The organism is Kitasatospora sp. NPDC022856, assembly GCF_055561235.1.
In genome coordinates, this window is sequence record NZ_JBVHHE010000034.1 from 24659 (window position 1) to 45877 (window position 21219).

The 21219-nt window shown below is 73.3% G+C and carries 16 protein-coding genes; 4 read left to right on the plus strand and 12 right to left on the minus strand.

All coding sequences use genetic code 11. The annotated features are described in order from the left end of the window. Positions 1–540: 540 nt before the first annotated feature. Positions 541–867, plus strand: coding sequence for a hypothetical protein (locus ACZ34W_RS30915; RefSeq protein ID WP_465608817.1), 327 nt, complete (start codon positions 541–543; stop codon positions 865–867). Positions 868–977: 110 nt separating this feature from the next. Here ACZ34W_RS30915 and ACZ34W_RS30920 read toward each other — a convergent pair whose 3' ends face one another. The 9 genes from ACZ34W_RS30920 to ACZ34W_RS30960 all read right to left on the minus strand — a co-directional run bounded on the left by ACZ34W_RS30920 (position 978) and on the right by ACZ34W_RS30960 (position 12007). Beyond that, complete coding sequence (locus ACZ34W_RS30920; protein ID WP_359805307.1) at positions 978–1646, minus strand: enoyl-CoA hydratase/isomerase family protein; 669 nt, start codon at positions 1644–1646, stop codon at positions 978–980. A gap of 111 nt (positions 1647–1757) precedes the next feature. Next, the gene (locus ACZ34W_RS30925; RefSeq protein ID WP_465608819.1) at positions 1758–3356 is read right to left on the minus strand and encodes an AMP-binding protein; all 1599 of its coding nucleotides are present in this window, start codon (positions 3354–3356) and stop codon (positions 1758–1760) included. 81 nt (positions 3357–3437) lie between these two features. Beyond that, positions 3438–3833: an acyl-CoA thioesterase gene (locus ACZ34W_RS30930; RefSeq protein ID WP_329490309.1), complete on the minus strand. Its 396-nt coding sequence runs from the start codon at positions 3831–3833 to the stop codon at positions 3438–3440. Between the two features lie 273 nt (positions 3834–4106). Then, complete coding sequence (locus tag ACZ34W_RS30935) at positions 4107–5045, minus strand: acyl-ACP desaturase (protein ID WP_465608822.1); 939 nt, start codon at positions 5043–5045, stop codon at positions 4107–4109. Then, positions 5042–5341, minus strand: coding sequence for a hypothetical protein (locus tag ACZ34W_RS30940; protein WP_329490307.1), 300 nt, complete (start codon positions 5339–5341; stop codon positions 5042–5044). Before ACZ34W_RS30940 ends, ACZ34W_RS30935 begins: the two co-directional genes overlap by 4 nt. Positions 5342–5497: 156 nt before the next feature. After that, positions 5498–6940 (minus strand): MFS transporter, encoded by a 1443-nt coding sequence (locus ACZ34W_RS30945; protein ID WP_465608824.1) that lies wholly within the window; start codon positions 6938–6940, stop codon positions 5498–5500. A 489-nt stretch (positions 6941–7429) separates the two neighbouring features. Next, the gene (locus ACZ34W_RS30950; protein ID WP_359838781.1) at positions 7430–8113 is read right to left on the minus strand and encodes a Tat pathway signal sequence domain protein; all 684 of its coding nucleotides are present in this window, start codon (positions 8111–8113) and stop codon (positions 7430–7432) included. Between the two features lie 291 nt (positions 8114–8404). Further along, positions 8405–11137, minus strand: a complete 2733-nt coding sequence (locus ACZ34W_RS30955) for a SpoIIE family protein phosphatase (RefSeq protein ID WP_465608826.1) — start codon at positions 11135–11137, stop codon at positions 8405–8407. Positions 11138–11290: 153 nt separating this feature from the next. Beyond that, complete coding sequence (locus tag ACZ34W_RS30960) at positions 11291–12007, minus strand: flavodoxin family protein (protein ID WP_329490304.1); 717 nt, start codon at positions 12005–12007, stop codon at positions 11291–11293. 308 nt (positions 12008–12315) lie between these two features. Between ACZ34W_RS30960 and ACZ34W_RS30965 the strand changes: the two genes are divergently transcribed. After that, positions 12316–12840, plus strand: a complete 525-nt coding sequence (locus ACZ34W_RS30965; RefSeq protein WP_329490303.1) for a hypothetical protein — start codon at positions 12316–12318, stop codon at positions 12838–12840. A 35-nt stretch (positions 12841–12875) separates the two neighbouring features. Here the strand turns inward: ACZ34W_RS30965 and ACZ34W_RS30970 are convergent, their stop codons facing one another. The 3 genes from ACZ34W_RS30970 to ACZ34W_RS30980 form a co-directional block, all read right to left on the minus strand. Beyond that, positions 12876–13604: a DUF5995 family protein gene (locus tag ACZ34W_RS30970; RefSeq protein WP_465608829.1), complete on the minus strand. Its 729-nt coding sequence runs from the start codon at positions 13602–13604 to the stop codon at positions 12876–12878. A gap of 192 nt (positions 13605–13796) precedes the next feature. Further along, complete coding sequence (locus ACZ34W_RS30975) at positions 13797–16868, minus strand: acyltransferase family protein (RefSeq protein ID WP_465608831.1); 3072 nt, start codon at positions 16866–16868, stop codon at positions 13797–13799. Between the two features lie 66 nt (positions 16869–16934). Then, positions 16935–18641: a glycosyltransferase family 2 protein gene (locus tag ACZ34W_RS30980; protein WP_465608833.1), complete on the minus strand. Its 1707-nt coding sequence runs from the start codon at positions 18639–18641 to the stop codon at positions 16935–16937. A 506-nt stretch (positions 18642–19147) separates the two neighbouring features. Here ACZ34W_RS30980 and ACZ34W_RS30985 point away from each other — a divergent pair. Next, complete coding sequence (locus ACZ34W_RS30985) at positions 19148–20260, plus strand: sugar ABC transporter substrate-binding protein (protein WP_465608835.1); 1113 nt, start codon at positions 19148–19150, stop codon at positions 20258–20260. A gap of 163 nt (positions 20261–20423) precedes the next feature. After that, a complete protein-coding gene (locus tag ACZ34W_RS30990; protein ID WP_442906873.1) occupies positions 20424–21203 on the plus strand; it encodes an ATP-binding cassette domain-containing protein in 780 nt (259 codons plus the stop codon). Positions 21204–21219 lie beyond the last annotated feature (16 nt).

Sequence of the window (21219 nt, forward strand, 5' to 3'; positions counted from 1 at the left end):
GCCCAGGTCACGACTGTGGTGGCATACCCCTGCCTGGTATGTGGACGCAGCATCGCGCGCGGGGCGCGGCGGGCCGGCCGGTGCCCGGAGCCCGGGCACCGGCCGACGGGACCGTTCGAGGACCGGCGATCCGGCGCGGTGGCACGGTGCGCGCAGCCGGCGCGCGTCCTGCACGGTCGCCGGGTTGGTGCGGACGCGCTCCTGCTCGACGGTGCGCATCCGCGTCCCGCGCTCCAGGGGCTGCTGCGCCACGACCCGGCCGGCCTCCATGACCCGCGGGGGCGGCGGGCCGCCGGGCGCGGCGGCCCGCGCCTCGGCAATGGCGTGTCCGAGGCGAGTTGTACCCGCTGCTGCGGACGAGCATGGCGGTCCGGTGCGTGAACGGTGAAGGGAGCCGGTCCGACCGGCCGCGCGACCACGGCAACGGAACGCGGGCGCACCGGAGTTGTCGCCGTACGACGGTGACATGTTGCTGCCAGTCAGAAGTGTGCCACCGGCGCTTCGGACCACGGGAACTGTCGATCAGTCACGCTGTCGTAGATGTACGTGATTCGCGTCCGGCTGGAGACGGCGGGTGGCCCCCCGCCCGTCCGACCGGTGGCGGCGGCGACCGTGCGGGACGCACTGGAGCGCGTGCTCCGGGAGCCGGCCCGGCTCGACCACGCCCGGATCCGGACGGCGCCGGGAGCCCTGGACGCGGTGGCGTTCGTCTCGGCCCCCGGCCTGCTGGCCGCCGAGGCCGGGCTGCGCGCCGCCTGCGTGGAACTGTCCCATCCACGGGGCCCGTTGGCAGGCTGGCTGCTACGGCACTGCGAGGCCGACTCCTGGCTGGCGCTCGGCCTGCACGAGCAGCCGACGTACCGCTGAGCCTGGGCCCCGGGCCGACCGGCCCCGGGCCCGGGCCCGGGGCACCGGCACCCCGCGCACACGGGGGCCGGCCGCCCGGCCACCTGTCACGCGCTCACGCGCTCACGCGCTCAGGCCACCGTCGGCGTGCGGAGCGAGGCGAGCGTCTCGGAGTACAGCATCTCCTTGATCTGCCCCCGGACCGGCCGGGTCTTGCCGGCCAGCGCGCGGGCCCGCTCGACCGCGGTCCCGAGCAGCGCGTCGAGGTCCGCGACCTCGTCGACGATCCCGGCCGCGAGCGCCTCGCCGCCGCCGTAGCGGCGTCCGGTGGTCATCGCCTCGTGGGCCGTCCCCGGCGCCAGCCGGGCCCGGATCAGATCCGACATGCCGCGCTGGAAGGGCAGGTCGAGGTCCACCTCCGGCAGGCAGAAGTACCCCCGGTCGGCCCGCATCACCCGGACGTCGTGGGCCAGCGCCCACATCGCCCCGGCCGCGAAGGTGTGCCCGTTGAGCGCCGCGACGGTGACCACCGGCGAGGCCAGCGTCCGGGCGAGCAGCGCGTGCACCCGGTCCAGGTAGCCGGCGTACTGGTCGCCGTGGTCGAGCAGCCAGGCCAGGTCCAGACCGTTCGACCAGTACTTGCCGCTGCCCACCGTGACCAGCGCGCGCGGCCCCTGCGCGCCCTCCACCTCGTCGAACGCCGCCTCCAGGGCGGCGAGTCGGTCGGGGTGGAAGAGGTTCTCGTCGTCGGGGTCGAGCCGCAGGACGAAGACCTCGCCGTCCTGTTCCAGCTTCGGCATGCGTCGCTCCTTCGCGTAGTGGCGTCCCCGCCCGCGGGTGCGGGCGGGGCTCCGACGGTCGCGCCGGACCGGGTGGCCGCCGGCGGGCGGCCACCCGGTCCGGCCGCCCGGTCAGCTCCCGGGCCCGGCCAGCGTCAGCCCTTCGAGCTGCCCCTGCTCGTACGCGGCCACGATCGCGCGCCGCTGGAGCTTGCCGCTGCTGGTGCGCGGCAGCTGTCCGGGCTTCAGGTAGTGCACGTCCTCCGCCCGCACGGTGACGCCGATCGCCCGCACCAGGTGCTCGACGATCCGCGCCCGGCTGCCCGGCACGTCGTCCCGGGCCTCGCGGTCCACCTCGGTCAGGACCACGATGTCGGTGCCGATCTGCGCCACCGCGGTGCGGCCCTCGCGGACGAACGGGAGCTGCTCGACCGCCTGCTCGAAGTCGGCGGCGAACAGGCTGCGCCCGCCCACCTTGATCCGGTCGCTGATCCGGCCGGTGATGAACAGCTCCCCGGCGTCCAGGAAGCCGATGTCCCCGGTGGCGTAGAAGCCGTCCGGTCCCTCGATCGACCCGGGGCGGTCGAAGTAGGCCTCGGCGAGGCTGCCGCCGGCCAGCTCGATCTCGCCCAGCTCGCGCTCGCCGCAGACCCGCCCGTCCTCGCCGCGCAGCCGGACGGCGAACTCCGCCATCGGCCGGCCGACCGAGATCGCCGGGACGCCGGACGGTGAGGTCACCACCCGGATCTCGCCGCCCACCGGTCGGCTGGCCACCAGCAGGACGGCCTCGGCCATGCCGTAGCAGGGCATGAAGACGTCGCGCCGCAGACCGGCGGGCGCCATCAGGTCGAGGAACGCCTCCAGGTTCGGCAGGTTGATCGGCTCGCTGCCGAGGTAGATCGACCGCATCCCGGAGAGGTCGAGTTCGGCGATCTCCTCCGGGTCGAGGTCCTGCATCAGCTTGAGCGAGTAGTCGACGGCGAAGTTCGGGATGACGGTGCCGATGGCCCGCTCCCGGCCCATGTGCTCCCACCAGCCGCGCGCGTCGAACAGGAAGGTCACCGGCTCGGCGAGCAGCAGGTCGCAGCCGACGGTGAAGCAGGACAGCATGCCGCCGACCAGTCCCATGTCGTGGTAGAGCGGCAGCCAGCTGCTGACCCGCTCCCCGGGCTCGCGGCCGTCGGTCCGGGTGATCATGGCCAGGTTGGCCCGGAGCCGGCCGTGGGTCACCGGGACGCCCTTGGGGAAGGAGGTCGACCCGGAGGAGAACTGCACGAAGGCCAGTTCGTCGTCCCCGGGCGTCCGCAGCCGGGCGCCGGCCCGGCGCAGGCCCGCCGGCGGCAGCGGCAGCGCCTCGACCGGCAGGTCGACGGCGGCCAGCGTGGGGACGCCGAGGATCCGGGCGGCGCCGAAGTCCGCCGCGACCCGGGCCAGGAACTCCTGGTAGCCCTCCCTCGGCGTGTTCAGCACGAAGGGCTTGACGGAGAGCGGCACCGCGCCGATCTCCATCAGCGCCAGGAACGCGAAGATCACCGGAACGGAGGTCTCGAACGGGAAGACCACCCTGGTCCCCGGTCCGATCCCCTGCTCCCGGAAGAAGTCCGCACTGGCGGCGATCCGCTCGGGGAAGTCCCGGTACGGCGTGAACTCCGCCGGATCGCCGTACTTCTCGTACAGGTGGAGCCCCCGCTCGGGCGGGCACTCCTGGTTGCGCTGGATGTGTTCGAGCACCGGACCCCTCCTACTCGTTCAGTTGCCGCTCGTTCATGGTTCGGTCGCCGCGTTCCGGAGCGGCGGTGTCCCGACGGGTCGTCAGGCCGGGGTGGAGGCGGCCAGGAAGTCCTGGAGGGAGACCAGGCAGCGCTGCTCCGCGTCCAGGAAGGCCACCGTCACCAGCGCGTCCACCGCCGGCCGGTCGGCCTCCGGAAGGTGGATCCGCTGCCGGAACCGGGCCCGGAAGGTCAGGCCCTCCTCGTCCCACTCCTCCTCCGAGGGGGAGACGAGCTCGGTCCGCACCTCGACCCGGCCGCGCGGGATCTCCGCCAGGTAGTCGATCTCGGTGCGGGCGACCACCGCGATCAGCCGGTCGCCGTGCACGAGCCCCTGCCGGCCGAGCCAGTCCCACCGCCCGGCCTCCAGGTACTCCAGCGCGACCGCGTTGTTGACGTGCCCCAGCGCGTCGAGGTCGTTGGGGCGCACCGGGAGCATGAGGCGTGATTCGCCGAAGAACACGTCGGACCGTCCGTTTTCGATCGTGCCGAAGGGCCCCGGCCGAGGAGCCGGGAGCCGGTGTACCGGGAGCCGCTGTACCGGGAGCCGTAGCAGCGGGAGCCGTGGTACCGGGAGCCGTGGTACCGGGAGTCGCCCGGGCGGGGTGTCCTGCCCGGGCCCCCGGGCCCCCGGGTGCCCGGCCGCCGCGCCGCCGGGCCGGCGCCCCGCGCGTTCACCGCGGGGCACCGGCCGGGGCCGCGGGGCCTGGCGTCAGCTGTCGAGGAGGTCCATCCAGGTGTCCTCGACCTCCTCCCGGGAGTGCACCTCGATCCCGGTGATCTTCTTCAGAGCGCCGCAGACCAGCTGCTCCTTCTTCTCCATCGCCTCGGGCCGGTAGCCGGTCTCGGCGGTGTCCAGGTGGTCCCACCAGTTGACGTGGGTCCCCCGGTCCTCCTTCTGGTCCCGGGCGCTGCCCAGGAGTTCGCCGTCCTCGCGGAGGAAGAGGTGGGCCACCGCGAAGGCGTCCTTGGCGTGGTACTCGCCGCTGTCCACCAGGGCCTTCGCGAACGACACGAAGTAGTTGCGGTGCTGGATCTCGTCGGCCGCGACCTGCTTGAAGATCCGGCGCAGGCCCTCGTCCCGGATCACGTGCTGGCACTGGCCGTAGTTGACGGCGGCGGTGATCTCGGAGATCGCGAGCAGCACCAGGGTGCGCAGCATGTCGTCGTCCGGGAAGACCTTGCGGAACGCGAGGAAGGTCTCGTCGTCGATCGGCTCCATCCCGCTGACGTCCGCCAGCCGGTTGAAGACCGTCTCGTGGTGGGCCTCCTCCTCGTTCCAGTAGCGGCTCCAGGTGCCGCACGCCTCCATGACCGCCGCGAGCGCCGGGTTGGTCTTCTCCCAGCGGCGCACCTCGGCCTCGGCCTGCCGCTCCAGGCGGTCGGCGCCCGGCTTGGTGGTCAGCTCGGCCCGGCCGGCGTTCCACACCAGGTTGCGGTCGAGCGGGGTGAGGCTGTCCAGGTCGACGGCGGACAGCATCTCGACGACGCTCCACCGGCGCGACTCGTGCAGCCGCTGCTGCTCCCAGGTCACGTCGACGAGGGACATCCCGCGCACCGTCACCGCGTCCCAGAGGTCGGTGATGATGGCCGGCGGCTCGGCGGGGACGACCGCCTTCCGGATCACCGGCTCCGTCTCCATGACGCTCATGCGGCCGCCTCCTTCGCCTTCTGCTTCTCGAACTCCTCCAGGAACACCTTCAGCACCACCGGGGTCGCGGTGTCGAGGGGCAGCGCGGGCAGCCGCACCCGCACGCCGTAGTCCTTGCGGAGACCGTTGGCGGTCCGGGCGAAGGCTTCCATCAGGTCAATGCTGTTGGTCATTTTGGGACTCCGGCCGATCACATCGGCCAGCGTCACGTCGTCGGCGAAGACTTCCTCGTCGGCGAGGCCGGCGTGCTCGCCGAATTTCTGCCGGATGTAGGACTCAACTTCGGGCGTCACCATGGCTCAGAATCATACAAGTTGGCGATTGTGCGGGCCAAGTGATGCCTGTTACACGGAAGTTGATTTATCGTCAGACCTACTTCGCACAAACACCGCTGGACCCCCGGTCGGAACCGGGGGCCGAGTCGCGGTATTGGTCGGGGAATTCGGCCGAAATCACCGGAGGCCCGGTAGATCGGCAGGCGCGTCGACCGCCGGGATCCGGCGGATCGTCACCGCGGCGAGCAGGGCGACGGCGAGCGCGAAACCGATCGCCAGGTACCAGGTGTCACGCGCGGCGCCGAGCGCGTCGGCCGCCGAGGCGGTCACCACGGAGACCGCGAGGGCCGTCCCGAGGACGGCGCCGAGCTGACGGAAGGCCGCGTTCGCCGCACTCGCGGTGGCCAGCCGGGCCGGTTCGACCCCGGCCAGCGCGACCGCGCCCAGCACCGGCCAGACCAGTCCGGCCCCGGTGCCCATCACCACCGCCCCGGGCAGCCAGTGGGTGAGGAAGTCGGGCCCCCGGCCGCCGCCCCAGAGCAGCAGCAGCGTGCCGCAGGCGTAGATCAGGCAGCCGGCGATCACCACCGGGCGGTCCCCGAACCGCTCCGCGAACCGGCTCGCCGGGCGGGCGACCAGCGCGGTGGCGATCGGCGGCGGCGTGGTGGCGAGTCCGGCCGTGATCAGCGACCAGTGCCAGTGTCCGGTCAGGAACAGGATGTTGTTGAGGATGACCATGTAGAAGGTCACCGAGAACAGCATCGAGCCGAGGTTGCCGCCGATGGCGCTGCGCGAGCGGAGCAGGTCCAGCGCGATGACCGGGGCGGGGTGGCGGGCGCTGCGCAGCACCGCCGCCACCGCCAGCAGCGCGCCACCGGCCAGCGCTCCGAGGGTGCCGGGGCTCGTCCACTCCCAGTCCGGGCCCTTGACCAGGCCCAGGGCGAGCAGGCCGAGCGCGCCGCCGAGCAGCGCCGCGCCCAGCACGTCCGGGGTCGGACCGCCGCGCTCGCGCTGCTCGGTGAGCGCGCGGGAGGCCCAGACGGCCGCCACCCCGATCGGGATGTTCACCAGGAAGACCGCCCGCCACGACCAGTGCTCGGCCAGCAGCCCGCCGAGACCGGGGCCGATGCCGGCGGCCAGCGCCGCCGCCGCGCCCCAGATGGTGATCGCGATCAGCCGCCGGGCCATCGGGAACATCGGCATCAGCAGCGCGAGCGAGGTCGGCACCAGGATCGCCGCGCCCACCGCCTGCACCAGCCGCGCCGCGATCAGCACCGTCGCCGACCCGGCGAGCCCGCAGACCACCGAGGCCAGGGTGAAGAGCGAGAGTCCGACCGCGAACGACCGGCGGCAGCCGAGCCGGTCGGCGGCCCGGCCGGCCGGCATCAGGAAGGCCGCGATCACCACGTTGTAGCCGTTGAGCACCCAGGAGAGGGTCGGCAGGTCGGAGCCGGAGAAGGTCTTGGCGATGTTGGGGAACGCCACGTTCACGATGGTGCTGTCCAGGAAGGCCACGAAGGCTCCCAGGCAGCAGAGCAGCACCGGCCCGAGCGGCGGCCCGGCGGCCGGGCCGGCCACGACGGCGGGGCCCTTGACGGGTGCGACGGGCGATTCGGCCATGCGGGCGTCCTTCCTGGGCGACGGGATCGGGCGGTCGGTGCGCCGCCGGGGCACCGCGCCGCAGCGGCCCGTCCTCCCGGACCGGTCCGCGCACCGCCGTCGAGCCGCCGGCCCCCGCCCGCGTCTCTCCCCCACGGGGGCACGCCTCACCGGCACGCCCCCACCGCACACCCCAGGAGCGTGTACGGGCACGCGGAACTGGCGTTCCCCCCGCATGTGAGCCGAGCGCGCGACGCCACGATCCGTCGCGCACGCCGCGTCCGGCAACGGCACAGACCGCACTCGACCCCCCGCACACGCCGGTGGGCCTGATCAGATTGCTCGTTGTTACCCGCCAGTGTCAATCCCCTCCCGACCAGCGGACAGCGGTCGGGGGACCGCCCCTGACCTCCCGTCAGGGCGGCTTCACCCCGCCCACCAGCCACGACGCCGACCGGCAGGGCAGCGGCCCCGCGGGCACGCCCGCGGGGCCGCTCGCTTCGCGCCGGATCAGTTGACGACGACCGCCGGGCTGCCGGCCTGGCTGGTGTCGGTGACCGGGCCGTAGGTGGCCGAGAAGTAGCCGTCGGCCGGGCAGAGCGAGGAGCCGCCGCTCTTGGCGAAGTGCTCGGTGCGGAACGCCATGCTGTGGCCGGCGTTGTCCGCGGCGCCGGTGAACGCACCGCTGAGCTGGTAGCTGCAGGTGAGGGTGCCGAACCAGCTGTTGAGCACGGCGGTGGCCTGGATCGGCCCGGCGGTCCCCGAGGTGAGGGTGATCGGCAGCCCCGGGCCGTCGTCGACGGCGATGACGTGCGGGAAGTTGCCGACGGTCAGGCTCCGGACCGAGGTGACCCCGGTGACGTTGCTGGTGCAGGAGCCGAAGGTCAGCCCGGTGAGGGACTCCGTCGCCGTACCGGGGGCCGCCGGGTTGCTCAGCACCTTGGCGGCGAGCTGGGAGGTGGCACAGGTGACCCCGGTCGTGCTGGTCGCGGTCGAGTAGAAGGTGGCGCGGGTGTTCGCGGCGAGCGGCGCGGCGAGCGTGTCGCCCGCCGCGACGGCGCCGCCGCCGGCGGTCAGCACCGCGGTGGCGGTGACGGAGCCGGGCGCCGCCGACGCGGGGACGGCGCCCAGCGCGAACGCCGCGGTGGCGGCGAGGGCGGCGGCGAGGAGCGGGACAGGACGGTGAAGGCGCATGGGAAAGCCTCTTCCTCGGTGAGGGGGAATCGAGAAGGTGAACTTTCGTGGCTCCCCGTCGGTGGGGGATTCGGGGAGCTGACTACGTTGTAGAGCGGTGTCCGTGCACCGTCAAGGCACTGCACCGAACGTGCTGACTTTTCGTCAGCAAGAACCGGAGCGAGGATCGGCAGCCGGACCCGCGGCGGTGTGACGTACCGTCCACGCGGGTGACCGCACGCGGGAGGCGGCCGGGGATCCCGCACCGGCGACGCCATGATCCCGGTTCATCGGGGTGTGACCGCCACGCCGTCAAGCTCTGGAGACGACGTGGTGGGTCTCGTCGGGGCGTTGCGGGGTCACGGCATGGACGGAGGCGGGGAAGGCCTGTTCGGCCCAGATGATCTTGCCGTGAGGCGTGTAGCGGGTACCCCAGCGCTCGGTGAGCTGGGCCACCAGGAACAGGCCCCGGCCGCCCTCGTCGGTGCTCGCCGCGTACGTCAGGCGCGGAGAGGTGTTGCTCCCGTCGGAGACCTCCAGGATCAGGCTGCGGTCGCGCAACAGTCGGACCCGCACCGGCTCCGAGCCGTAGCGGATGGCGTTGGTGACCAGCTCGCTCAGGGCGAGCTCGGTGGCGAAGGACAGCTCGCCCAGGCCCCATTCCTCCAGCGTCGCCGTGCTCCACTCCCGGATGTCGGCAACGGCGGCCGGATCGGACGGCACGTCGCGCTCGACGACCCGCTCCGGGCCGAGCACCCCGGTCCTGGCGATCAGCAGTGCCACGTCGTCCTGCGGGTGCTCCGGTAGCAGCGCTTCCAGCACCGCCCGGCAGTTCTCCTCCGGCCCCCGGTCGCGCTGCGACAGCGCCAGGCGCAGCAGGTCCATGCCGACGTCGAGGTCCCGGGTGCGCTCCTCGATCAGGCCGTCGGTGTACAACACGATCTGGGTGCCCTCGGCCAGCCGCACCTGGGCGGTCTCGTAGGGCATCCCGCCCGCGCCGAGCGGCGGTCCGGTCGGCAGGGCCGGGAAGACGACCTCGCCGTCGGGATCGACCAGCGCAGGCGGCAGATGGCCAGCGGTCGCGATGGTGCAGAGCCGGGAAGTCGGGTCGTAGATCGCGTACAGGCAGGTGGCACCGGTGACGCCGGTGCCGGTGCCGGCGTCGGCCTCCTCCTGGTCAATCCGGTTGACCAGCTCGTCGAGGTGGCCGAGCAACTCGTCGGGCGCCAGGTCGAGGGCGGAGAAGTTGTGCACGGCGGTGCGTAGCCGGCCCATGGTGGCGGCGGCGTGCAGCCCGTGGCCGACCACGTCGCCCACCACCATGGCCACCCGGCTGCCGGGCAGCGGGATCACGTCGAACCAGTCGCCGCTCACGCCGGACTGCGCGGGCAGGTAACGGTGGGCGACCTCCAGCGCGCTCTGGCCGGGCAGGACGCGCGGCAGCAAACTGCGCTGCAGGGTCACGGCCATGGCGTGCTCGCGCGTGTAACGGCGGGCGTTGTCGATGCTGACGGCGGCCCGCGCGACCAGTTCCTCGGCCAATGAGCGGTCGTCGTCGTCGAACGGCTCGGGCTTCCGCGACCGCCAGAAGTTGACGACGCCCAGGATGATGCCGCGGGCCTTCAACGGGGTGGTGATCAGCGTGTGCACGCCGTAGTCCAGGATGTGCCCGGTCCACTCCGGGTCCTGGGCCTGCCAGCCGCGCGCGACCGCCAGATCGGGGACGACCTGCGAGCGGCCGCTGTCGAAGCCGCGGGCCATCGGGGAGGACGGGATGAAGGCGGTCAGCCGGCCGCACGGGTAGAACGGGTGGTCGTCGCGGATGCCGTGGACGGCGGTCCGGCGCAGGTTGACGGCGCCACCGGTGGGCTCGTCGCCCTGCAGCACCGGGTCCGCGAGGTCCACGGTGACGAAGTCCGCGAAGCCGGGCACCGCGACCCGGGCCAGCTCCTCGGCGGTGCGCTCGACGTCGAGCGTGGTCCCGATGCCGACGCCGGCCTCGTACAGCAGGGCCAGACGCCGGCTGGCCATCTCGGCCTTGCCGGAGAGGGCGAGCAGCTCCGTGGAGTCCCGGATGGTCGCGACCGTCCCCATGGCGAGGCTGTGCGGGTCGGTCGGCCGCTGGTTGACCACGACGAGCCGGCCCCCGACGCGGAGCAGTTCGTCGGTAACCGCCCGGCCTGACAACAGCAAGTCGGCAGTCTCCGGGGTGAGGCCTTCGATGTCGCCCAGGTGCCGACCCTCGACGTGGTCGGGCAGGCCCAGCAGTTCGCGCGCCTCGTCGTTGGCCAGCAGCAGCTGCCCGCCGTGTCCGACGATGACCACGCCCTCCCGGACCGCGTGCAGGACGGCGTCGTGGTGCTCGTACATCCGGGCCAGCTCGCCCGGGTCCATGCCGCGGGTCTGGCGCCTCACCCGGCGGGCGATCAGCGCGGTACCGGCAGTGGCGACCATGACGGCGGCTGCCCCGGTGCCGAGGATCAGCGGCAGTTGCCGGTTGTCGGCGGCGGTGACGTTCTGGACCTTGAGCCCGGCCGACACCAGCCCTGCGACCGATCCGTCCGGAGCGGTGACCGGCACGATCGCCTGGACCTCGTGGCCGAGCGGACCGTGCACACTCTCGGTATAGATCTGGCCGGCCAGGGAGGGGCCGATGGTGCCGACGAACCGCTGGCCGATCCGGTCCGGCATCGGGTGTGTGTAGCGGATCCCCTGGTCGTTCATGACGACGATGAAGTCGACGCCGGACACCTTGCGGGTTGCCTCGGTGATCGGCTGGAGAATCGCTGACGGATTGGGCGACTTGAGCGCGGCGAGCAAACCAGGGGAATGCGCGAAGGTTTCCGCGACCGCGACCGACCTGTTCTTCGCCTCGGAATCGCTGCTCCGCCGTGACTCGAGGACCTGCGCCAGGATCGCCCCGAGCACGAGGAGCACCACGACCACGAGTTCCAGAGCGAAGACCTGAGCGGCTACGCTCCGTCGGTTTCTCGCGATCAGTGGCTTTCTGAGTACGATCCGCGATCGGTCGGCGTGTTCGACCATGCTGTCATTTCTAACACCGCACCGGCATTTTTCCGCCAGGCCGTATCCGCCGTCTTGCTCCTTGGATTCCTACCGTCCGCATTCTCGATCCTGGACGCTCACGCTCCGTGATCGTTCCGCCGTGCCCGACGGGCCGTGGAAGGCTTGCTGGGTTCAGCGGTGCTCGGGGTTCTCGAAGTCGAACCGGCACCCCGCGTCCCACTCGGAGCGCTGGTTGCCGTGGGCGGGGACGCCGCCGGCGTCCTTGAGCATCCGGGCGAGGTGGAGCAGGTTCCAGGTCATGAAGGTGGCGTTGCGGTTGGTGAAGTCGTTCTCCGGCCCGCCCGACCCCGGGTCGAGGTAGGACGGCCCCGGCCCCGCCTCCCCCACCCAGCCGGCGTCGGCCTGCGGCGGGATCACGTACCCCAGGTGCTGCAGGCTGTAGAGCACGTTCATCGCGCAGTGCTTCGCGCCGTCCTCGTTCCCGGTGATCAGACAGCCGCCCACCCGGCCGTAGTAGGCGTACTGGCCCTCGGAGTTGAGGATCGACGAGCAGGCGTAGAGCCGCTCGATCACCTGCTTCATCACGGAGGAGTTGTCGCCCAGCCAGACCGGCCCGGCCAGGACGAGGATGTCGGCGGCCATCACCTGGCTGTAGAGCACCGGCCAGTCGTCGGTCTCCCAGCCGTGCTCGGTCATGTCGGGCCAGACGCCGGTGGCGATGTCGTGGTCGACCGCCCGGATCACGTCGACCTGGACGCCCTGGCGCTGCATGATGCCGGTGCTGAGGTCGATCAGGCCCTGGGTGTGGCTGCGCTCGGGTGAGCGCTTGAGGGTGCAGTTGAGGACCAGCGCGCGCAGGTCGTCGTAGCCGCGGGGCGAGGTGGACATCGGCGGGCCCTTTCCGGAGGAGGCGTTCGCCCACCAGTCCAGCCGCACGGCCGGGCCGCCGCCCGTCGGACTGGGCCGACCGCGCGGACGCCGGACGGACGCCGGTCCGGGAACGGGCCGGGCCGCCGCCCGTCGGACTGGGCCGACCGCGCGGACGCCGGACGGACGCCGGTCCGGGGCGCCGCGGGCAGCACGCCGTCGGCGATCGCCCGGGTGAAGGCGGCGTGGTCGTCCCGGCGCCCGTGCGGCCGCCGCCGCACGGCGTAGCCGCCGGGCCGGTCCGCCCACCCCCTCGTAGGGTGCGAAGGATGAGCAGCCCAGTCAGCCGGCCCGAGGGCGGGCAACGCAGCGACCGTCCGGCGGCCGAGCGCACGGACTACTCGGGAGCGGTCTACGGCTCCATGCTCGCCGCCTCGGTGGTGGCGACCGCGGGTGCCGTCGGCGACTACCCGCGCGTCCAGCTCGGCGTCCTGCTGATCGTCACCGGCCTGGTGTTCTGGGGCGCCCACGTGTACGCCCGGCTCGCCGGTGAGCGCCAGGTCGGACAGCGGCTCACCTGGCGGCAGGCCCGCCGGATCGCCCGCCACGAGCGGCCCATCGTCGAGGCGGCGGTGGCCCCCGCGGTGGCGGTGCTGATCAGCCCGCTGCTCGGGCTGGGCCTCGCCGGGACGGCCTGGCTGGCGCTGGGCGTCGCCGTCGCCCAGCAGGTCGGGTGGGCGTTCGTGGGAGCCGTCCGGGCCGGTGCGAGCCGGCGGCAGGCGGCGCTGGAGGGGTTCGTCAACCTCGTCCTGGGCCTGATCATCGTGGCCGCCAAAGCCGCCCTCGGGCACTGAGCGCGGCTCGTCCCGGCGCGGGAGCGGCGGCGGTGTCAGGCCTCGTCGGTGGGCGGGCCGGCCGGCGGCAGGACCGGGGTGACCAGCAGCCGGGCGGCCAGTATCGCGCCACCGGTGACGGCGGCCAGCGTGGCGTCGTGGAAGGGACGCAGGTTGCGCTCGTGCCAGAGCGTCTGGGTGGTGGCCCAGGCGGCGTCCAGCGCGCGGGCGACGGAGAAGCTGGCGACGAGGTGCTGCAGGGACTCGGCGGCCTGGGCGTCCGGCGTGCCGAGCCGCGCCTCGAAGGAGGCCCGGGCCTCGGCCTCGGCCTGCCCCAGCAGTGCGGCGGCCCGGAGGTGGTCGGCGTGCACGGGCGGCGTGTCCGGCGTGGTGCGGCGCTCGATGCAGGTCTCCACCAGGCCCAGCGGGAGGTCGTGGCTGAGGTGCGCGCTCATCCCCGCGAAGGCGAACTGGATCGGCCGGACCGACCGGTCTCCCCGGGCCTCGAACAGCGGCTGCCAGGCCTCGCTGACCGGGCGACCCGCCTCGGCGTCCTCGACCGCGTCGAGGTAGGCACCGGCGAGGACCGCCTCCAGGCCCTCGGTGAACGCCCCGTCCTGGAAGGAGCCCGCGGCCAGGTGGCCGCCGATCAGTTCGGCGACCCTCAGGTACATCCGGTTGAAGCAGGCCACACCGTCCCGCGGGTCCAGCCGGGCCTCCACCGCCCGCATCCGCCCGACGACCTCGTCGAGGCTCCGCGCGGGCCTGGCGTGCGCGTATGTCATGGCCGTCCTCCCGGAGAAGCGGTCGGTGCGGGGTCGGACCCGGCTGCCACCTGTACCCAGACTGCCACCTCGGCGCGGCGGCCACCGCCGCCGGTCGACCGAACCGCCCCGCCGACCGACCGTGCCGGGGCCCGGGACGCTCCGGGGGCCGTCCTCGCCGGCGGGGCGGGGACGGCCCTCGGCCGGTCCGGATCAGGGGCGGGCGCCTCCCCGGGTCGAGACGGCGACGTAGTCCACCCGCATCGGGTGCCCGGGCTCGGTGGCCGGGCCGGGCACGCCGCCGAGCGCGGCGGGCAGGTTGCCACCGACCGCGACGTTCAGGATCAGGAAGAGCCCGTGGCCGACGGCCCGGTCCCAGGTCGCACGGTCCATCCCCGCGGCCGTGACCCGGTGGTGCTCGCGCCCGTCGAGGTACCAGCGGACCTGCTCGGCCCCGGGTGTGAGGTCGACCTCCACCGCGTAGCTGTGGAAGCCCGTGCGGCAGTCCGGGCACGGCTGGTCGCCCGAGCCGAGGCCCTTCGGCTCCTGGCAGGGGCCACCCTCCAGGGTGCCGCAGTGCATCGTGCCGAAGATCGAGCCGCGGCCGTTGACCTGCTCCATCACATCGAGCTCACCGATCGCGGGCCAGCCGGTGAAGCCGTTGCGCAGCTCACCGCCGAGCGTCCAGAAGGCCGGCCAGTACCCGGCGGCGGCCGGTCCGGTGACGTCGGGCAGCGCGATCGAGGCCTCGATCCGCAGCACTCCGCCGGGCGGCGGGGCGAGGTCGGAGCGGCGGGACTCGATCCGGCCCGAGCTCCACCGGCCGTTCTCCAGGGTGGGGACGATCTCCAGCGCGCCCCGGCCGTCGAGACGGACGTTGGCGGTCGAGTCGGTCATCGTCTCGATCTCCCCGGTGCCCCACTGCGGAGCCGGGCAGCCCGGGTAGCAGGTCCCCAGGTCGTACTGCCAGTGCTCGGCGGAGGGGCGGCTGCCGGCCGGGCCCTCGAAGTCGTCCCGCAGCACCGGTGTCCAGCCGTCGGCGCCGGGCTTCCCCGGTCCGGTGGCGACACCCCCGGCAGCGCCGGCGGCGGGCACCAGCCCGGCCTCGGTCAGCAGCCGTTCGAGCCGGGGCGTCAGGACGACGGCCGCGACGTTGGTCAGGTGCGCGTCGTCCCGGTAGAGCAGGATGCGCTCCAGGACGGCGGGGCAGCTGCGCCCCGCACCCGGGCAGAGGACGGAGTTCAGCTCGACCGACCGGACGCCCGGCACCCGGCCGGCCGCGATCTCCTCGGCGAGCGGGTCGGGCCACTGCGCACGGGCGCGCGGGAACTCGCAGGCGGCCGGATCCTCGGTGTGCCCGGAGACGCAGGCCGGAACATCCGTCCCGGGGACCGGGGTGTCCTGGATGTAGACGATCGGCACTCCGAGCGCGCGCAGCGGCGCCAGTGTCCGCTCCCAGCCGTCGAGCAGCAGCCGTCGGTCGTCGGTGTAGCGGTTGAGCGCGGAGACCACGATCAGCTTGGGCTTCGGCCCGCTGCGCAACCGCTCCAGGCTGGCCGTCCGCCAGCTGTCGCACTCCCAGTAGGCCCGCCCCAACTGCGGGTTGACGACGTCGAGTTCGGGCAGCGGGCAGCCCTGCTTGACCAGTTCCTCCAGGGCCCAGTGGCGCCCCGCCGCGATGGCGAGCAGCGAGGAGAACCACTGGCCGGCGTGCGAGTCGCCGAGCAGGACGATCCGGTCCGCACCGGTGGTGTCGCCGAACAGGCAGGCGGGGCTGGTGACGGCGCTCGGCGCCACCTCGCACTCGCCGTCCGGCGGGAAGTCCTTGCGCGCCTGCGCGGCGGCGGGGACGACCGCCGCGGTCTTCGGCGGCGTGGCGGTGCGCACCAGCAGGGAGGTGCCGTCGGGCGAGCCGGGCGGCAGGCCGAGCAGGTCCACCGGCCCGGCCGGCCCGAGCAGCCGCAGCGTCCCGGTGCCGACGACCAGCGCCAGCACCACCGGGACGATCACTGCGGTGAGCCCCAAGGAGAGCCCGCGCCTGGGGAGTTCGGCCACGGTCCGGTTGCGGCGCAGCGGCTGTTCGATCCAGCGCAGCACCGCCACGGCGGGCAGCGCGGCCGCCGCGCTCAGCGCCACCTTGACCGGCCAGCCGAGCGTCCCGAACCGGGCCTCGGTGAGCACCAGGACCGGCCAGTGCCACAGGTACAGGTTGTAGGAGAGCCGGCCGATCGCGCGCGGGGCCCGCAGGCCGAGCAGCCGGTCCGCGCCGTACCGGGTGGCGACGACGGCGCCGCCGTCCCGCCGGTCCGGCGTCCCGGCCAGGATGATCGCGGCGGTGGCGAGGGTCGGGACCAGTGCGGCGTACCCCGGGTAGGGGGTGCCGGCGTCGTAGCCGAGGACGCACCAGCCGATGGCCAGCAGGCCGGCCCAGCCGGTGAGCAGCCGCAGCGGGCGCGGTCCGCGCAGCCGGTGCCAGGGCAGCAGGGCGAGCAGCGCCCCGACCCCGAACTGCCAGACCCGCGAGGGCGTGCCGAGGTAGGCGAGCGAGACCGAGCTCTGCGTCCAGTGCAGCGAGAGCGCGAAGGAGCCCAGCGTCAGCGCCCCCGCGACCGCGGCCGCCACCGTGCGGACGGCCCGGCCGCGGCGGACCGCCCGGGCCGCCAGGAACACGATCAGCGCGACCAGTGGCGCCCAGAACAGGTAGAACTGCTCCTCCACCGCGAGCGACCAGAAGTGCAGCAGCGGGCTCTGGTCGCGCCCGGCCGCGAGGTAGTCGGTCTGCTGGGAGACGAAGCGCCAGTTGGCGACGGAGAGCGCCGCGGCCAGCACGTCGTGCTCCAGGTCGGCACGGCGCAGCGGGACGGTCAGCCAGGCGCCCGCCAGCGCGACCGCGCCGAGCACCACGGCGGCCGAGGGCAGCAGCCGGCGCGCCCGGCGGGAGAAGAACTCCCCCAGCCGGACCCGGCCGGTGGTGACGGCCTCGCGCACCAGCAGTCCGGTGATCAGGTAGCCGGAGACGACGAGGAAGACGTCGACGCCGACGAACCCGCCGGCCAGGCCGGGTACGGAGGCGTGGAAGGCGAGCACTGCGAGGACCGCCACCGCGCGCAGGCCCTCGATGTCGGGGCGGAAGCCGGCCGGGCGGGGCGCAGGCCCCGGGCTGCCGGACGCCCGCGCGCCGGGGCCCCGGGAGCCGGAGCCGCCGCGCGGCGGCCCGGGGATGGTGTAGGTACCCGGCAGGAGCTCCGGATCCGCGGTCGGTGGCACAGGTGTGTTCGATGACATTGAGGTGGTCGGTGTGGTCGGGGTCGGTGACATCGGTGTGGTCGGGGACATCGGTGTGACGACCTTTCAACCCAGCCAGGGCAGCATCGGGCGGACCCAGCCGGAGGCGAGCAGGGCGGTGAGCACGAGGGTGGCGGTGGCGGCCAGCGCTTCGGGCCAGCGCCGCGGCAGCATGCCCGTCCGGGCCGGGCGCCGGGACAGCAGCCGGCGCGGGGCGCCGGGGCGGTCCGGGTCGGCCGCGCGCTGCCCGCCGGCCGGGCGCAGCTCGCCGACCAGGTCGCGGATCAGCGGGAGGCCGATCTGGCACTGCACGGCCAGGTAGAGGCCGAGGCCCCAGTTGGGCTCCCAGCCGTTGCGGGCGACCGCGAGCGAGAGGCCCGCGGCGGCCGCGCCCACGGAGGCGCAGAGCCACCCGAGCGAGACCAGGACCACCTGGCGGGCCAGGCCGCCCGGCTTCGCCCGGCCGGCGCCGGTGGGCACCCAGGCCGCGCTGCGGCCGCGCAGGGTGTGCCAGAAGGCGGCGCCGGCGGCCACGCTCATCAGCACGTTGGAGCGGATCACCTCGATCCGCCAGCGGGTCCGGCTGATCCGGGGCAGCAGGACGTGCCAGAGCCAGAGCGGCGCGAGCAGCGGCAGGACGTGCCAGGGCCGGATCTGGTCCGGGTACCAGAACATCATCACCAGCGGCGGCAGCGGTGCCACGAAGAGGTTCACGGCGGCGGCCAGGTAGCCGACGACGCCCTCGTAGAAGCAGAGCCGCATCCGCCAGGGCGCCCGGATCCGCTTGAGCACGGGCGAGCCGAGCAGGTGCAGGTTGCCCATCGCCCAGCGGTACTGCTGGTTGACGTAGGAGGCGAGGTTGTCGGGCGAGGTGCCCTTGGCGACCAGCACCGGGACGTACAGCGTCCGGTACCCCTGCTCGTACAGGCCGAGGCCGGTGAAGAGGTCCTCGCTGTGGTCGAGCCGGGCGAAGCCGCCGGCCGCGTCGATCGCCGTGCGCCGGTAGACCGCGTTGCTGCCGCAGCAGATCGCCGCGTCGCTGGCGTCCCGGGAGGGCTGGATCCAGCGGAAGAACCACTCCTGCGCCGAGCCGGCGGCACGCTGGATCCAGTCCATCGTCTCGTCGGTGTCGAAGCACTGCGGGCTCTGCACGATGCCGATCCGGGCGTCCGCGAAGTACGGCACGAGGTGGCGCAGGAAGTCCGGCCTGGGCGCGAAGTCGGCGTCCAGGATGGCGATGTACTCGGCGCGGCTCAGGGTGAGCGCGTGGTTGAGGTTGCCCGCCTTCTTGAGGTGCCCTCGGTCGGGCCGCACGACGTACTCGTAGCCGTGCGCGGCCGCCAGGTCGGCGACCTCGGCGCGGTCGGCGTCGTCGAGCACCCAGACGGTCAGCGCACCCGGCCAGTCGAGCCGCCGCACCGCGCGGTAGGCGTTCTCCAGGACGTCGAGCGGTTCGCCGCAGGTCGGCAGGTAGAGGTCGACGGTCGGCAGCTCACCGGGGTTCCAGGCGCGCACCAGGACTTCGTGCGACTGCCTGGTCAGCCGCCGCTGGCGGAGGCTGTTGACCGAGGAGAGCCCGAGCGCGACGACGTTGAGCGCGAGGACGGCGAGGAAGCCCCAGAGGGCCGGCGTCCGCAGCGAGAAGGTGAACATGGTCGCCGCGGTGAAGACGAAGGCCAGCGAGGTCAGCACCAGCACCCAGCGGCGTTGTGGTCCGAAATACCAGTACAGCTCCTGATCGGAAGGAGGTTGAGGAAGGTGTTGGACAGTCATGAGGCCCCCACAGCCGCGTTTCTGACAGCTCCGCGGTCACAGTACCCCATTGGTATAGACCATTCCGGCGGCCGTCCGAGAGCTGGGACGCCCGCCGGTGGCACCCGCCACGGGCCGCGATCACCCGGCCACCTCGGCCGGATGCGGAGGAAAACGGCAGGTCACAGCGGTGACGGCGGCGCCCCGCCCACCCCGGGGTCCCGTCGGGCGCAGCCGTCCGCTCCCCGCCAGGACGCCTCCGGGCCCTCGCCGATCCCCCGCCCCGACGCCTGCGTGACTGCGCGCCGCCCCCGTCGCGACCCCTGATCGCCTCCCGCCGGCCACCCACCCGTCGCCTCGGGCGCCACTCCTCCCCCTCCTGACCCCCTCGCTCCCCCGGGTCGGACGGCCGCCCCCTCCCCCGAACGGCGGTGCGTCGCACTCGTTCGGCGCAGTCCGGATCGTGCCGGCGCCCCGGTGTTCCCAGACTCGGAGGCGGGGGTGGACTCAACCGGAGAGGCATCCTCATGTACATCGGGCTTCGCCGCATCGTCGCGGTGACCGCAGTGGTAACCGTCGGCATGGGCCTGGCGTCGTGCGGCAGCGCCAAGCAGTCGACCGGCACCACGTCCTCGGGCAGCGCGAGCGGCACCGCAGGAGGAGCGATCAAGATCGGGCTGCTGCTGCCGGAGACCAAGACGACCCGGTACGAGCAGTTCGACCGCCCGCTGATCGAGCAGAAGATCAAGGAACTCGCGCCGAACGCGCAGATCGACTACTACAACGCCAACGAGAACGCGACCACCCAGCAGACCCAGGTGGACACCGCGCTGACCAAGGGCGACCAGGTGCTGATCCTGGACGCGGTGGACTCCAAGTCGATCCAGTCCTCCGTCCAGAAGGCGCACGACGCGGGCGTGAAGGTCGTCGCGTACGACCGCCTGGCGCAGGGTCCGGTCGACGCGTACGTGTCCTTCGACAACAAGAAGGTCGGCGAGCTGCAGGGCCAGGCCCTGGTGGCGGCCGTCGGCGACAAGGCGAACGCCGGGTCGATCATCATGATCAACGGCTCGCCGACCGACCCCAACGCGGCCGACTTCAAGGCCGGCGCGCACAGCGCGATCGACGGGAAGCTCAAGATCGGCAAGGAGTACGACACGCCGAACTGGGACCCGAACAACGCCAACCAGGAGGCCGCCGCCGCGATCACCGCGATCGGCGCGCCCAACGTCGTCGGCGTCTACTCGGCCAACGACGGCATGGCCGCCGGTATCGCGACCGCACTGAAGGCGGCGAACCTCAGCGTGCCGCTGACCGGCCAGGACGCCCAGCTGGACGCGGTGCAGCGGATCCTGGTCAACACCCAGACCATGTCGATCTACAAGCCGTTCAAGCCGGAGACCGACGCGGCCGCGCGGATGGCGGTGGCCTACGCCCAGGGTTCGAGCCCGGCCCCCGACCTGGTGCCGACCACGGTGACCAACGGCAGCGGCAACAAGGTCCCGGCCGACCTGATCACCCCGGTGGTGCTGACCAAGGACAACATCAAGACCACCGTGGTCGCCGACGGCCTCTACACCGTCGCGCAGATCTGCACGCCCGACTACGCCGCCGCCTGCGCCGAGGCCGGCCTCTCGTAGCGACGCCGGGCCCCGGGCTCCGCCCCCCCGGAGCGGCCCCGGCCCGGCCCCGGTCGCGTGCGGCACCGGACCGGCACTCCCGGACCGGCAGCACCCCGAAGAAGCACCCGAAGCCGAAGACGCCCCGCCTCCCCCCGGAGGCGGGGCAAGGGAGTTGGTCACTGTGGCAGGTGAGACCGTACTGGCCCTGCGCGGGGTCTCCAAACGGTTCGGCGCCGTACAGGCGCTCACCGACATCGAGCTGGAGGTGCACACCGGCGAGGTACTGGCGCTGGTCGGGGACAACGGCGCCGGCAAGTCCACCCTGGTCAAGGCGATCGCCGGGGTCCACCAGCCGGACGAGGGCGTCATCGAGTGGCAGGGCCGCCCGGTCTCCATCCACCGCCCCCAGGACGCCCAGCACCTCGGCGTGGCCACCGTCTACCAGGACCTCGCGCTCTGCGACAACCTCGACGTCGTCGGGAACCTCTTCCTGGGCCGCGAGATCAAGCGCTTCGCCGTCCTCGACGAGGTCGAGATGGAGAAGCGCTCGCGCGAGCTGCTGGACACGCTGTCCATCCGCATCCCCAGCGTGCGGATCCCGATCGCCTCGCTCTCCGGCGGCCAGCGCCAGGTGGTCGCGATCGCCCGCGCGCTGATCGGCTCGCCCAGGGTCGTGATGCTGGACGAGCCGACCGCCGCCCTCGGCGTCGAGCAGACCGCCCAGGTCCTCGACCTCGTCGAACGCCTCCGCGAGCGGGGCCTCGGCGTGATCCTGATCAGCCACAACATGGCGGACGTGATGGCGGTCGCGGACACCGTGGCGGTCCTGCGGCTCGGCCGCAACAACGGCGTCTTCGACCGGCGCTCCACCAACCAGGAACAGATCATCTCGGCCATCACCGGGGCCACGGACAACGCGGTGACCCGCCGACAGGCCCGCGGCACGGAGGGCACCCCATGAGCGACCACATCCCGGG